Consider the following 13,997-nt stretch of genomic DNA (forward strand, 5'->3'; position numbering starts at 1 on the left):
GCGCGCGAGGCGGACGGGAAGAAGCGGGAGCCCTGCTTCCGTAGTCTTCGTCGGCGTAGCGTCGGCCGCACGCGTCCCGCTCATCCCGCGCATCTGCACACCCACCAGGACCGGCGAACCACGTGAGCTCCTCTTCCTCCACCCGACGCCTGCCGCACCCCCCGGTGCGGCAGGGGAGCCGTGGCGCTTACCGACTGGTCCGTACCCCGCCGACCCGTGTGGACCCCCCTCATCTGGACGCCGCACAGCGCGCCGTGGTTGACCACACGACCGGCCCCCTGCTCGTCCTCGCAGGTCCGGGCACCGGAAAGACCACCACCCTCGTCGAGTCCGTGGCAGCCCGCGTCGCCCGCGGCACCGACCCCGCCCGCATCCTCGTCCTGACCTTCAGCCGCAAGGCCGCCGTCGAGCTGCGCGACCGCATGGCCCTGCGCATGGGCACCGCCCACGCCCCCCAGGCGACCACGTTCCACTCCTACTGCTACGCCCTGGTCCGCGCCCACCAGGACAGCGACCTCTTCGTCGAGCCCCTGCGGCTGCTCTCCGGCCCCGAGCAGGACGTCACCGTCCGGGAACTGCTCGCCGGCCAGCTCGACCTGCAACGCCTCGGCCTCGCCCATGTGCGCTGGCCCGACGAACTGCGCGCCTGCCTCACCACGCGCGGGTTCGCCGACGAGGTCCGCGCGGTGCTCGCCCGTACCCGCGAGCTCGGCCTCGGCCCCGACGCCCTGGACGCCTTCGCCCGGCGCATCGGGCGCCCCGACTGGCGGGCGGCGGCCGCCTTCCTCGCCGAATACCTCGACGTCCTCGACCAGCAGGGCGTCCTCGACTACGCCGAACTCGTCCACCGCGCGGTGCTCCTCGCCCGCCGCCCCGAGGCCGCCGAACGGCTCGCCGCGCAGTACGACGCCGTCTACGTCGACGAGTACCAGGACACCGACCCCGCCCAGGTACGGCTGCTGCACGCCCTGGCCGGCGGCGGCCGCACCCTCGTCGCCTTCGGCGACCCCGACCAGTCGATCTACACCTTCCGCGGCGCCGACGTGAACGGCATCCTCGACTTCCCGGGGACCTTCACCCGCCCCGGCGGCCGCCCCGCCCCCGTCGAGGTCCTGCGCACGTCCCGCCGCTCCGGCGCCGCCCTGCTCTCCGCCACCCGCCTGCTCACCCAGCGCATGCCGCTGACCCGCCTGCCCGCGGAGAAGGTCCGCGCCCACCGCGAGCTCACCCCCACGCGCGAGGGCGGCCGCGTCGAGGTCTACACGTACCCGACGGCCGGCACCGAGCTGGACAACATCGCGGACATCCTGCGCCGCGCCCACCTGGAGGACGGCGTCCCCTGGAGCGACATGGCCGTCCTCGTGCGCGCCGGCTCCCGCACCATCCCCACGGTCCGCCGCGCCCTGACAGCGGCCGGCGTCCCCCTCGACATCGACGGCGACGACCTGCCCCTGCGCCACGAACCGGCGGTGGCCCCCCTGCTGACGGCCCTACGGGCGGTGGCGACGGCGGAGGCGACGGACCGGCCGCGCGAGCCACGCGCGGGGGAGACGGCGGAGGAGCGGGGCGGTGACGCACACGCGGGTGACGCGGGGGAGCGGGACCGCGACGCACACGCGCGTGATGCGGGGGAGCCAGCCGGTGACGCACGCGCGCGTGAAGCGGGGGACGAGGACGTGCGCCCGGGTGCGGAGGGCACGGGTCTGTCCGACGGCGCGGTCGACGAAGCCGCCGACGGTGCCGCGGAAGCCGGCCCCTGCTGGCTCGACACCGAGACCGCTCTCACCCTGCTCGCCTCGCCCCTCGCCGGGATGGACGCCGCCGACCTGCGCCGGCTCGGGCGCGCCCTGCGCGACGAGGAGCGCGCCGGGGGCAACACGCTGCCGCCGCCCTCCGACGAGCTCCTCGCCCGGGCGCTCGCCGAGCCGGAGCGGCTGGCGGTGCACGACCCGGCGTACGCGCGCGGGGCCCAGCGCCTCGGCGCCCTCCTCAGGACCGCCCGTGAGCGCCTCGCGCGCGGCGGCACGGCCGAGGAGGCGCTCTGGGACCTCTGGGAGGGCACCCCGTGGCCCGGCCGCCTGGAGAGGGCCGCCCGGCGCGGCGGCGCGGCCGGGCGCAACGCGGACCGTGACCTCGACGCCGTGTGCGCGCTGTTCGCGACGGCGGCGCGCGCGGAGGAGCGCACCGGCGGTCGCGGCGCCCTGAACTTCCTGGAGGAGATCGAGGCCGAGGACATCGCCGCCGACACCCTCGCGCGCCGCGCCGTACGCCCCGACGCGGTCCGCCTGATGACCGCGCACCGCTCCAAGGGCCTGGAGTGGCGCCTGGTCGTCGTCGCGGGCGTCCAGGAGGGCCTGTGGCCCGACCTGCGCCGCCGCGGCTCCCTGCTGGAGGCCGACCGCATCGGCCGCGACGGACTCGCCGAACCGCTCACCCCGGGCGCCCTGCTCGCCGAGGAGCGCCGCCTGTTCTACGTCGCCGCCACCCGCGCGCGCGACCGTCTCGTCGTGACCGCCGTGAAGGCGCCCGCCGACGACGGCGACCAGCCCTCCCGCTTCCTCACCGAGCTGGGCGTCGAACCCAGGGACGTCACCGGCCGGCCCCGCCGCCCGTTGTCGGTCGCCGCGCTCGTCGCCGAGCTGCGCGCCACCACCGTCGACCCGCGCGTCTCCGAGCCCCTCAGGGAGGCCGCCGCGCGCCGTCTCGCCCGCCTCGCCGCGCTCGCCGACGAGGAGGGCCGCCCCCTGGTCCCGTCGGCGCACCCGTACCGCTGGTGGGGCATGTGGGAGCCGACCGAGAGCAAGGTCCCGCTGCGCGACCGCGACCAGCCCGTCGTGCTGTCCGGCAGCGCTCTGGACCAACTCGCCAACACGTGTGCCCTGCAGTGGTTCCTCGGCCGCGAGGTCAAGGCCGACGCCCCCGCGACCGTCGCCCAGGGCTTCGGCAACGTCGTGCACGTCCTCGCCGACGAGGTCGCCTCCGGACACACCCTGGCCGACCTCGACGTCCTCATGGAACGCCTCGACTCGGTGTGGAACGCGCTCGCCTTCGACGCGCCGTGGAAGTCGCGGCAGGAGAAGGACAACGCGCGCGTGGCGCTCGAACGTTTCCTGCGCTGGCACGTCATGGACCGCACGGGCCGTACGCCGGTGGCCACCGAGCACGACTTCGACGTCACCCTCGAAACCGGAGGGTACGAGGTGCGCATCCGCGGCCAGATGGACCGCGTCGAGGCCGACGGCGACGGGCGCGCCTACGTCGTCGACTTCAAGACCGGCAAACAGGCCCCGACCGCCGCCGAGGTGGCCCGCCACCCGCAGCTGGCCGTGTACCAGCTCGCCGTGCGCGAGGGCGCCGTCGACGCGGCCTTCGACGGTGTACGCCCCGAGGCGGGCGGCGCCGAACTCGTGCACCTGCGCCAGGGCGCCGCCAAGCGCGACGGCGGCGAGACCCTGCCCAAGGTGCAGGCGCAGGAGCCCTTGGCGGGCGAGTGGGTGGGCGATCTGCTGGCGACCGCCGCGGGCAAGGTCCTCGACGAACGCTTCACCCCGTCCGCCGGCCAGCACTGCGCGCACTGCGCGTTCCAGGCGTCGTGCAGCGCGCGACCGGAGGGCAGACACGTCGTCGAGTAAACCGGGTGACGTATCGCACCACCCGTGCTGACCTGCGTTCCTTCCGCCCCGGACGGCCGATCGGGCCTCGGCTGTCAGTGGCCGCCGCTAGCCTCTGACGAATGCCCGCCCGTATCACCGATCCCGAGCAGCTCAAGGAGCTTCTCGGGATCCCGTTCACCCCGGAGCAGACGGCCTGCATCACCGCGCCGCCCGCCCCGCAGGTGATCGTGGCCGGAGCCGGCTCGGGCAAGACCACCGTGATGGCCGCGCGCGTGGTGTGGCTGGTCGGCACCGGCCAGGTCGCCCCCGAACAGGTCCTCGGCCTGACCTTCACCAGCAAGGCCGCCGGTGAACTCGCCGAACGCGTCCGCAAGGCCCTGATCAAGGCCGGCGTCACCGACCCCGACGCCATCGACCCGGACAACCCGCCCGGCGAGCCGGTGATCTCCACCTACCACGCCTTCGCGGGCCGTCTGCTGACCGACCACGGCCTGCGCATCGGCCTGGAGCCCACGTCCCGCCTGCTCGCCGACGCCACCCGCTACCAGCTCGCCGCGCGCGTGCTGCGCGAGGCCCCCGGCCCCTACCCGGCGCTCACCCGCTCCTTCGCCGACCTGGTCAGCGACCTCCTCGCCCTCGACGCCGAACTCTCCGAGCACCTCGTACGGCCCGAGGACCTTCGCGCGTGGGACGCCGGTCTGCTGACCGCCCTCGAAGGCGCCAAGCTCACCAACGCCGACCTGCGCAAGGTCCCCGAGACGGCCGCCGCCCGCCGCGAACTCGCCGACCTGGTGATCCGCTACCGCGCCGCCAAACGCGAACGCGACCTGCTCGACTTCGGCGACCAGATCGCCCTGTCGGCCCGCCTCGCCACGATCCCCGAGGTGGGCCGCGTCCTGCGCGACGAGTTCCGCGTGGTGCTGCTCGACGAGTACCAGGACACCTCGGTCGCCCAGCGCATCCTCCTGGCCGGCCTCTTCGGCGACGGCACCGGCCACCCCGTCACCGCCGTCGGCGACCCCTGCCAGGCGATCTACGGCTGGCGCGGCGCCTCCGTCGCCAACCTCGACGACTTCCCCGAACACTTCGCCCACGCCGACGGCCGCCCGGCCGCGCGCCAGGCGCTCAGCGAGAACCGCCGCAGCGGCGGCCGCCTCCTCGATCTCGCCAACGGCCTCGCCGAGCCCCTGCGCGCCATGCACGCGGGCGTGGAGGCCCTGCGCCCCGCGCCGGGCGCCGAACGCGACGGCATCGTCCGCTGCGCCCTCCTGCGCACCCACGCCGAGGAGATCGACTGGATCGCCGACTCCGTCGCGCACCTCGTGAACACCGGCACGCCGCCCGGCGAGATCGCCGTGCTGTGCCGTACGGCCACCGACTTCGCGGAGATCCAGGGCGCCCTCGTCGCCCGGGACGTGCCCGTCGAGGTCGTCGGCCTGTCCGGGCTGCTGCACCTGCCCGAGGTCGCCGACCTGGTCGCCGTCTGCGAGGTCCTCCAGGACCCCGGCGCCAATGCCTCCCTGGTCCGCCTGCTGACGGGCCCGCGCTGGCGCATCGGCCCGCGCGACCTCGCCCTCCTCGGGCGGCGGGCCCGGCGGCTCGTGGCCCACGCGCGCGTGGACGACGCCGACGACCCCGACCGCAGGCTCGCCGAGGCCGTCGAGGGGGTCGACCCGTCCGAGGTGATATCGCTGGCGGACGCCCTCGACACCTTCGTGGAGAGCCCCCTGTACGGCGCCGACGGCGGGGGCGACGACGACGGGTTGCCCTTCTCCCCGGACGCGCGCGTGCGCTTCGCCCGCCTCGCCACCGAACTGCGCGACCTGCGCCGCTCCCTGTCCGACCCGCTCATGGACGTCCTGCACCGGGTGCTGGCCGTCACCGGCCTGGAGGTCGAGCTGTCGGCGTCCCCGCACGCCCTGGCCGCCCGCCGCCGCGAGACCCTGTCGAACTTCCTCGACATCGCCGCCTCCTTCGCGTCCAACGAGAGCGAGGCGACCCTGCTGGCCTTCCTCGGCTTCCTGCGCACCGCCGCCCAGTACGAGAAGGGCCTCGACAACGCCCTCCCGGGCGGCGAGAACACCGTCAAGGTGCTCACCGCGCACAAGTCCAAGGGCCTGGAGTGGGATGTCGTCGCCGTCCCCGGCCTGGTCACCGGCGCCTTCCCCAGCGACCGGGGCCGTGAGAAGTGGACCGCCCAGGCCAAGGTGCTGCCGCACGAACTGCGCGGCGACGCCGCCACCCTCCCCGACGTCGACTCCTGGGACGCGCGGGGCATGAAGGGCTTCCACGAGGCCATGAAGGAGCACCAGCACACCGAGGAGCTCCGCCTCGGCTACGTCACCTTCACCCGTCCCCGCACCCTTCTCCTCGGCTCCGGCCACTGGTGGGGCCCCAGCCAGAAGAAGCCCCGCGGCCCGTCCGGCTTCCTGACGGCGCTGTACGAGCACTGCGCGGCCGGACACGGCGAGATCGAGGCCTGGGCCGACGAACCCCGGGAGGACGAGGAGAACCCCGTCCTGCACGAGGCCACCGCCGACCAGGTCTGGCCGCTGCCCCTGGACGACGCCGCCCTGGCCCGCCGCCGCGCCGCCGCCGAGACGGTCCTCGCCCACCTCGACGCCCTCGCCGCCCAGGAGGACGCGCTCGCCACCGCCGTACACGACCCGGACACGTACGACGACCCGGACTGGCCCCCGCCACCGGAGGAGGACGAGCCACCGTACGACGAGGCCGACCCCTTCGACGAGGACCTCTTCGAGCAGGAGCCGACCGAGAAGCACGCGCGCGAGACCGGCGCCGCCCCGTCCCACGCCACCCGGACCGACGGCCGCCCGACCGTCCCTCACCAGGCCCCGGCCGCCGAGCCCTCGCACGCGCGTCCCCGGCCCGCGCCGCCCCGGGAGCGGCTCACGCCCGAGGAGGCCCGTACCGTCGCCTCCTGGGACCGTGACCTCGACGCGCTCACCGGCGAGCTCCTGCGCGCCCGCCAGGCCGTCACCGACGTACCGCTGCCCACGACGCTCACCGCGTCGCAGATGCTGCGGCTGGCCGAGGACCCGGACGGGTTCGCGCGGGACCTCGCGCGCCCCATGCCGCGCCCCCCGCAACCGGCCGCGCGCCGGGGCACCCGCTTCCACGCGTGGGTGGAGGCCCGCTTCGAGGAGCTGACGCTGCCGCTGCTGGAGCCGGACGAGCTGCCCGGCGCCGACGCCGAGATCGCCGACGAGCGGGACCTGCGCGACCTCAAGGACGCCTTCGAGCGCACCGAGTACGCCCGGCGCACCCCGTACCGCGTCGAGGCGCCCTTCCAGCTCTCCCTCGCCGGCCGCGTCGTACGAGGCCGCATCGACGCCGTCTACCGCGACGACGACGGGGGGACCACGACGTACGAGATCGTCGACTGGAAGACCGGCCGGGACCGCACCGGCGACCCCCTCCAGCTCGCCCTGTACCGGCTCGCCTGGGCCGAACAGCAGGGTGTCCCTGTGGAATCGGTCACGACGGCGTTCCTGTACGTGCGCACCGGAGAGGTCGTACGCCCCGGCGCCCTGCCCGACCGAGCAGCGCTGGAGCGCCTGTTGGCAGGGGAAACGCCCCTCACGCACACGCGTGGGGCGCCGCCCGCGCGAGAGAACCCCGCGGAACCGCCCGACCGGGATGTCGGCGCGGGCCGATAGGCTCGTGACCATGAGCCATCCCGTTGACAGCGACGTCAGCGCCGTCCGCGCGTACATCGAGCAGCACCGCGCCGCCTTCCTCGACGACCTCGCCGAGTGGCTGCGCATACCGTCGGTCTCCGCGCAGCCCGACCACGCGCCCGACGTACGCCGCAGCGCCGACTGGCTCGCCGCCCGCCTCAAGGCGACCGGCTTCCCCACCGCCGAGGTCTGGCCGACCCCCGGCGCGCCCGCCGTCTACGCGGAGTGGCCCTCCGACGACCCCGAGGCGCCCACCGTCCTGGTCTACGGCCACCACGACGTACAGCCCGCCGCCCGCGAGGACGGCTGGGACAGCGACCCCTTCGAGCCGGTCGTCCGCGACAACCGGCTCTACGCGCGCGGGGCGGCCGACGACAAGGGCCAGGTCTTCTTCCACACGCTGGGCGTGCGCGCCCACCTCGCCACCACCGGCCGCACCGCGCCCGCCGTCCACCTCAAGCTCCTCATCGAGGGCGAGGAGGAGTCCAGCTCGCCGAACTTCCGCGCCCTGGTCGAGGAGAACGCCGGTCGGCTCGCCGCCGACGCCGTGATCGTCTCCGACACCGGCATGTGGTCCGAGGACACCCCGACGGTGTGCACCGGCATGCGCGGCCTCACCGACTGCGAGATCCGGCTGTACGGCCCCGACCAGGACATCCACTCGGGTTCCTTCGGCGGCGCCGTGCCCAACCCGGCCACAGCCGTAGCTCGCCTGGTCGCCGCCCTGCACGACGAGCACGCGCGCGTGGCGATCCCCGGCTTCTACGACGGCATCGTCGAACTCACCGACCGGGAACGCGAACTCTTCGCCGAGCTGCCCTTCGACGAGCGGCAGTGGCTGCGCACCGCCAAGTCCCGCGCCACCCACGGCGAGGCCGGGCACACCACCCTGGAACGCGTCTGGGCCCGCCCCACCGCCGAGGTCAACGGCATCGGCGGCGGCTACCAGGGCCCCGGCAGCAAGACGATCATCCCGTCGTCGGCCATGGTGAAGCTGTCCTTCCGCCTCGTCGCCGGGCAGGACCCGGCCCACATCGAGAAGGCCGTCCGCGCGTGGGCCGCCGAGCAGCTGCCTGACGGAATCCGCCACGAGATCGACTTCAGTCCGGCCACGCGCCCGTGCCTGACCCCGCTGGACCACCCCGCCCTGCAGTCCGTCGTCCGCGCCATGGGCCGCGCCTTCGGCAAGCCCGTCCGCTTCACCCGCGAGGGCGGCTCCGGACCCGCCGCCGACCTTCAGGAAGTCCTCGGCGCCCCGGTCCTCTTCCTCGGCATCTCCGTCCCCTCGGACGGCTGGCACGCCCCCAACGAGAAGGTCGAGCTGGACCTCCTCCTCAAGGGCGTCGAGACCACCGCCTATCTGTGGGGCGACCTCGCCGAGAACTGGCGCCATGCGCCCTGACCGTCGCACACGGTCCGTGGTGGCCGCGTGCGGGGCACACTGGAGGGACCGCCCCGCATCAGCACACCGCCCCGGACCAGGTCGCCCCTGTCGTACGCACCGCTGAACCGCCCGCCGAAACAACCGTTCCACCGGGGGAGTTGGAAGCACTCGTGACCACCTGGACCGACCAGAACGCCGACCGGCCCATCTCGCTCACCGCCCCGAGCGGCATCGACCGGGCCGCGCACCACCGGCTCGACGAGGCATGGCTCGCGGCGGCGTGGAGCCACCCCACGACGCGCTGTTTCGTGGTCTCCGGCGGCCAGGTCCTCATCGACGAGACGCCCGACGGCCGGACCGAACTCGTCATGACCCCCTCCTTCGAGGCGCCCCTCACCGAGGCCCACCGCTACTTCCTGGGCACCGACGCCGATGGCGTGAGCTACTTCGCCCTCCAGAAGGACGCGCTGCCCGGCCGCATCGACCAGTCCGCGCGCGCCGCCGGACTGCGCGAGGCGGGCCTGCTGCTCTCCCCGCGCGACGTGGGCCTCATGGTCCACGCGGTCGGCCTGGAGAACTGGCAGCGCACCCACCGCTTCTGCTCCCGCTGCGGCGAGCGCACCGTCATCGCCGCCGCCGGCCACATCCGCCGCTGCCCCGCGTGCGGCGCGGAGCACTACCCGCGCACCGATCCCGCCGTGATCATGGCCGTGATCGACGAGGACGACCGGATCCTGCTCGGCCGCCAGGTCCACTGGCCGGAGGGCCGCTTCTCGACCCTCGCCGGGTTCGTCGAGCCCGGCGAGTCGATCGAGCAGGCCGTGCGCCGCGAGGTGTCCGAGGAGGTCGGCATCACCGTCGGCCCGGTCGAGTACATCGCCAGCCAGCCCTGGCCGTTCCCCTCCAGCCTCATGCTGGGCTTCGTGGCCCGCGCCACGTCCACGGTCATCGACGTCGACGGTGACGAGATCCACGAGGCCCGCTGGTTCTCCCGCGACGACCTCAGCACCGCCTTCGAGTCCGGCGAGGTCCTGCCGCCGTACGGCATCTCGATCGCGGCCCGCCTGATCGAACTCTGGTACGGCAAGCCGCTGCCGACCCGCAGCTTCATCTGAGCACGACGCGTCCGCGCACGACGAAGGGGTGGCCTCCCGCACCGGGAGACCACCCCTTCGTCGTGTCCGCGCTCAGACGCCGATCTTCTGCTTCACCTGGGCCAGCGAAGGGTTCGTCAGCGTCGAACCGTCAGCGAAGAGCACCGTCGGGACCGTCTGGTTTCCGCCATTCGCCTTCTCCACGAACGCGGCCGACGCCGGGTCCTGCTCGATGTTGATCTCGGTGTACCCGATGCCCTCGCGGTCCAGCTGCTTCTTCAGTCGCTGGCAGTAGCCGCACCACGTGGTGCTGTACATCGTCACAGTGCCCTGCATCTCGTCGCACTCCTTCAGCAGGTCGGGGGAAGGTCGTCCAGGAGAGGAACACACGGAATCGAGCCACCATTCCCGCCCGGGGTAGGGAGCCCCGGGGTGACCTGCGCCGCACCGGGAGGGACGTCCCCGCCGCACCGGGAGGGACGTCCGCCGCAGCGGCAGTGACGTCCGCCGCATTAATACGACCGCGGGTGCCCGCCTGTGGACAACCGGCTCGTCCGTCTCCGCCGACCTGGCAGCATGGCGGTGTGACAGCAGCAACGCACTCCACCCTTTTCCCGCGGGTACCGGACACGGCCGACGCGGTGCTCGAAGGGCTCGACCCCGAGCAGCGCGAGGTGGCCACCGCCCTGCACGGCCCGGTGTGCGTGCTGGCCGGAGCCGGCACCGGCAAGACCCGCGCCATCACCCACCGCATCGCCTACGGCGTCCGCGCCGGCATCCTGCAGCCCTCCAGCGTGCTCGCCGTCACCTTCACCAACCGCGCCGCCGGCGAGATGCGCGGTCGGCTGCGCCAGCTCGGCGCCCAGGGCGTCCAGGCCCGCACCTTCCACTCCGCCGCCCTGCGTCAGCTCCAGTACTTCTGGCCGAAAGCGATCGGTGGCTCCCTGCCCCGGCTCATCGACCGCAAGGTCCAGCTCGTGGCCGACGCGGCCGCCGCCTGCCACATCCGCCTCGACCGCAACGAGCTGCGGGACACCACCGCCGAGATCGAGTGGTCCAAGGTCACCCAGACCGTCCCCGCCGACTACGCCCCCGCCGCCGCAAAGGCCGGCCGCGCGGCCCCCCGCGACCCCGCCGAGATCGCCCAGATCTACGCCGCCTACGAGGACCTCAAGCGCGACCGGGCGGTCATCGACTTCGAGGACGTCCTGCTGCTGACCGTCGCGATCCTCCAGGACCGGCGCGACATCGCCGAACAGGTCCGCGCGCAGTACCAGCACTTCGTCGTCGACGAGTACCAGGACGTCAGCCCCCTCCAGCAGCGCCTGCTGGAGCTCTGGCTCGGCGACCGCGACAACCTGTGCGTGGTCGGCGACGCCAGCCAGACGATCTACTCCTTCACCGGCGCCACCCCCGACCACCTGCTCGACTTCCGCATCCGCCACCCCGGCGCCACCGTCGTCAAGCTGGTCCGCGACTACCGCTCCACCCCCCAGGTCGTCCATCTCGCCAACGGCCTGCTCGCCCAGGCGCGCGGGCGCGCCGCCGACCACCGGCTGGAACTGGTCTCCCAGCGCGCCCCGGGACCCGAGCCCGGCTACACCGAGTACACCGACGAGCCCGCCGAGGCCGAGGGCGCCGCCCGCCGCATCCGCGAGCTGCTCGACGCCGGCGTGCCCGCCGCCGAGATCGCGATCCTGTTCCGCACCAACGCCCAGTCCGAGACCTACGAGCAGGCCCTGGCCGACGCCGGCATCCCGTACCAGCTGCGCGGTGCCGAGCGCTTCTTCGACCGGCCGGAGGTACGCAAGGCGGGCATCGCGCTGCGCGGCGCCGCCCGCTTCGGCGGCAACGACTCCGCGCTCACCGACGCCGTCGACCTGCCCTCGCAGGTCCGGGCCGTCCTGTCCGGCGAGGGCTGGACGCCCCAGCCCCCGGCCGGCTCCGGAGCTGTCAGGGAGCGCTGGGAGTCGCTCGCCGCCCTGGTCAACCTCGCGCAGGACTTCGCCGCCGCCAAGCCCGACGCCACCCTCGCCGACCTGGTCGCCGAGCTGGACGAGCGGGCGGGCGCCCAGCACGCCCCCACCGTCCAGGGCGTCACCCTCGCCTCCCTGCACTCGGCCAAGGGCCTGGAGTGGGACGTCGTCTTCCTCGTCGGCGTCGCCGAGGGCATGATGCCGATCACCTACGCCCGAACCGACGAGCAGATCGAGGAAGAGCGCCGCCTGCTCTACGTCGGCGTCACCCGGGCCCGCGAGCGGCTCCACGTCTCCTGGTCGCTGTCGCGCTCACCCGGCAGCCGCCCCAATCGCCGGCCCAGTCGTTTCCTCGACGGCCTGCGCCCCGGCTCGGGCAAGACCGTCGGCCGGGGCGGCACCGGCGCCGGCGGGGGCATCGAGCGGGGCTTCACCGGCGGCGGAGGGGGCGCCCCTGCGGTGGCGCGGCGCACCCAGCGGACCCCCGCCCGGTGCCGCGTCTGCGGCCGCACCCTGACCGACGGCGGCGAACTGAAGCTGCTGCGCTGCGCGGACTGCCCCTCCGACATGGACGAGGGTCTCTACGAGCGGCTGCTGGCCTGGCGCGAGATCCAGGCGCGGCGCAACGGTCAGCCCGCGTTCTGCGTCTTCACGGAGAAGACGTTGATGGCGATCGCCGAGACCGTCCCCGAGGAACCGGGCGAACTCGCGCGCATCCCCGGCGTCGGCATGCGCAAGCTCAACCGCTACGGCACCGATGTGCTGGCCATCTGCGCAGGCCAGGAGCTGGAGGGGGACGGCGCCGGGGACTGATGCGAACTCGTCGAAAAAATAGTTTGCGCATGCCCCAGCAATCCCCATAGGTTCTTAGGCACGGGGACAGCGGCCTTCTCGGAGGCCCTGATTCCGTGTTCTACTTGCATATCCGTCGGGTCGGGTTCATCCCCGATCCCCAGAGACGCCGAGAGGAGGCGATTGAAGTGATCATCATCAACACCAGCTCCGTCAGCACCGCCAAACTGACCGATCGTTCTGTCGTCTCCACGTGCATGCTCGGCGCCTCGAACCCGGGCACCAGTGTGTCCGGCATTCGTGCCGGTCGTCTGGCGTCCGCCTCCGTTGCCCCCGCGGGTCTCCCTGTCCGCGAGCGCAATGAGCGACCGACCAAGGCACTGGAAGCAGTAGCGGCACAGGCGCACGCCTATGCCTTTGCGGCGGCCGGTGCCGGATTCCGGAAGCAGACGACGCAGCACCACCTGATGTGGGCCTTCCGTGGGCCAGAACCCTGGAGTGATCCAGCCTGATCGTCGATCAGGCCGGCGCCTTCAGGGCCGCGGAACCCCATCCGGGATCCGCGGCCCTTCTGTTTTCCCTCAAGCGGGAGAACGGACCGAAGGAGCCTCGGGACAAGAAAAGAACCCGGTACCAAGCCGACACCCGGCCCCACAGGGCAGGACCGACCAGACGAGGAAGACCAGCCGTGCAACTCGAAGCGCACGCCCCGTCCGTACCGCCTTCCGAAACGATCCCCCCGCCCGGCCTCACGGAGGACTCCACCTTGACCCCGCTCACCGCGCTCACCGCGCTCGACGACGCCATCGAGAACCTCGGCGTACCCGTCCCCTGCCGCTCCTACGACCCGGAGGTCTTCTTCGCCGAGTCGCCGGCCGACGTCGAGTACGCCAAGTCCCTCTGCCGCACCTGCCCGCTGATCGAGGCCTGCCTCGCCGGCGCCAAGGAACGGCGTGAGCCCTGGGGCGTCTGGGGTGGCGAGCTGTTCGTCCAGGGTGTCGTCGTCGCCCGGAAGCGGCCGCGTGGTCGCCCGCGCAAGAACCCGGTCACGGCATGAACACCGCAGGAACGATCGACCGCCCCCTCACGCACGACCCCCAGAAGCAGGCCCCGATGAAGCCGTCCATCACCGAGCTCGCAGGCTCCGCGACCGAAGACGTCACCATGACCGGCGCGATCGACTCGCGTCAGAACAGGACCCGAGAGATGCAACTCATTCCAGAAGCCATGGCCCGTGCGCATATGCACGAGCGACTGCAGGAGGCCGAGCGCGACCGTCAGGCCCAGCGCCTGGCGGCCGCCCGCCGCATGCAGCGCCGGGCCGAGCGCGCCTCGATGCGCGCCCGCCGTGCGCTCGCCATGGCCGTGATGCAGTAGTCACCCACACCTGAAGCGGTGGCCTCCCGACCCGGGAGGCGAAGCTCTTCCCACGGGGG

General features: G+C 73.5%; 9 protein-coding genes. 8 read left to right on the forward strand and 1 reads right to left on the reverse strand.

What is annotated here, in order from left to right; translation table 11 throughout:
• Positions 1-122 precede the first annotated feature (122 nt).
• From ACZ5NW_RS17015 to nudC, 4 genes are all read left to right on the forward strand, one after another.
• On the forward strand, positions 123-3,632 hold the full coding sequence (locus tag ACZ5NW_RS17015; RefSeq protein ID WP_468744620.1) for an ATP-dependent helicase: 3,510 nt from the start codon (positions 123-125) through the stop codon (positions 3,630-3,632).
• Between the two features lie 101 nt (positions 3,633-3,733).
• Positions 3,734-7,294 (forward strand): ATP-dependent helicase, encoded by a 3,561-nt coding sequence (locus ACZ5NW_RS17020; RefSeq protein WP_468744621.1) that lies wholly within the window; start codon positions 3,734-3,736, stop codon positions 7,292-7,294.
• 10 nt (positions 7,295-7,304) lie between these two features.
• Positions 7,305-8,717, forward strand: coding sequence for a dipeptidase (locus ACZ5NW_RS17025; protein ID WP_468744622.1), 1,413 nt, complete (start codon positions 7,305-7,307; stop codon positions 8,715-8,717).
• Between the two features lie 152 nt (positions 8,718-8,869).
• Positions 8,870-9,814: an NAD(+) diphosphatase gene (gene nudC / locus ACZ5NW_RS17030; protein ID WP_468744623.1), complete on the forward strand. Its 945-nt coding sequence runs from the start codon at positions 8,870-8,872 to the stop codon at positions 9,812-9,814.
• 72 nt (positions 9,815-9,886) lie between these two features.
• On the opposite strand, the gene ACZ5NW_RS17035 is transcribed toward nudC, so the two are convergent.
• On the reverse strand, positions 9,887-10,129 hold the full coding sequence (locus ACZ5NW_RS17035) for a mycoredoxin (protein ID WP_468744624.1): 243 nt from the start codon (positions 10,127-10,129) through the stop codon (positions 9,887-9,889).
• Between the two features lie 191 nt (positions 10,130-10,320).
• Between ACZ5NW_RS17035 and ACZ5NW_RS17040 the strand changes: the two genes are divergently transcribed.
• The 4 genes from ACZ5NW_RS17040 to ACZ5NW_RS17055 all read left to right on the forward strand — a co-directional run bounded on the left by ACZ5NW_RS17040 (position 10,321) and on the right by ACZ5NW_RS17055 (position 13,938).
• The gene (locus tag ACZ5NW_RS17040) at positions 10,321-12,582 is read left to right on the forward strand and encodes an ATP-dependent DNA helicase UvrD2 (protein ID WP_468744625.1); all 2,262 of its coding nucleotides are present in this window, start codon (positions 10,321-10,323) and stop codon (positions 12,580-12,582) included.
• Positions 12,583-12,749: 167 nt separating this feature from the next.
• Complete coding sequence (locus ACZ5NW_RS17045) at positions 12,750-13,073, forward strand: hypothetical protein (protein ID WP_468744626.1); 324 nt, start codon at positions 12,750-12,752, stop codon at positions 13,071-13,073.
• Between the two features lie 176 nt (positions 13,074-13,249).
• Positions 13,250-13,618 carry a WhiB family transcriptional regulator gene (locus ACZ5NW_RS17050; RefSeq protein WP_019072119.1) on the forward strand — a complete coding sequence of 123 codons (369 nt, stop codon included), beginning with the start codon at positions 13,250-13,252 and terminating at the stop codon, positions 13,616-13,618.
• Positions 13,615-13,938, forward strand: a complete 324-nt coding sequence (locus ACZ5NW_RS17055) for a hypothetical protein (RefSeq protein WP_468744627.1) — start codon at positions 13,615-13,617, stop codon at positions 13,936-13,938. The genes ACZ5NW_RS17050 and ACZ5NW_RS17055 overlap by 4 nt, the downstream gene beginning before the upstream one ends.
• The last annotated feature ends 59 nt before the right edge of the window (positions 13,939-13,997 follow it).

Source organism: Streptomyces sp. NPDC032126, assembly GCF_055580085.1.

Excerpts from the sequence above, each read along its gene's own strand:
- ACZ5NW_RS17020 (WP_468744621.1), top strand. The coding sequence starts at position 3,734 with ATGCCCGCCCGTATCACCGATCCCGAGCAGCTCAAGGAGCTTCTCGGG.
- ACZ5NW_RS17025 (WP_468744622.1), top strand. The coding sequence starts at position 7,305 with ATGAGCCATCCCGTTGACAGCGACGTCAGCGCCGTCCGCGCGTACATC.
- ACZ5NW_RS17035 (WP_468744624.1), bottom strand. The coding sequence starts at position 10,129 with ATGCAGGGCACTGTGACGATGTACAGCACCACGTGGTGCGGCTACTGC.
- ACZ5NW_RS17055 (WP_468744627.1), top strand. The coding sequence starts at position 13,615 with ATGAACACCGCAGGAACGATCGACCGCCCCCTCACGCACGACCCCCAG.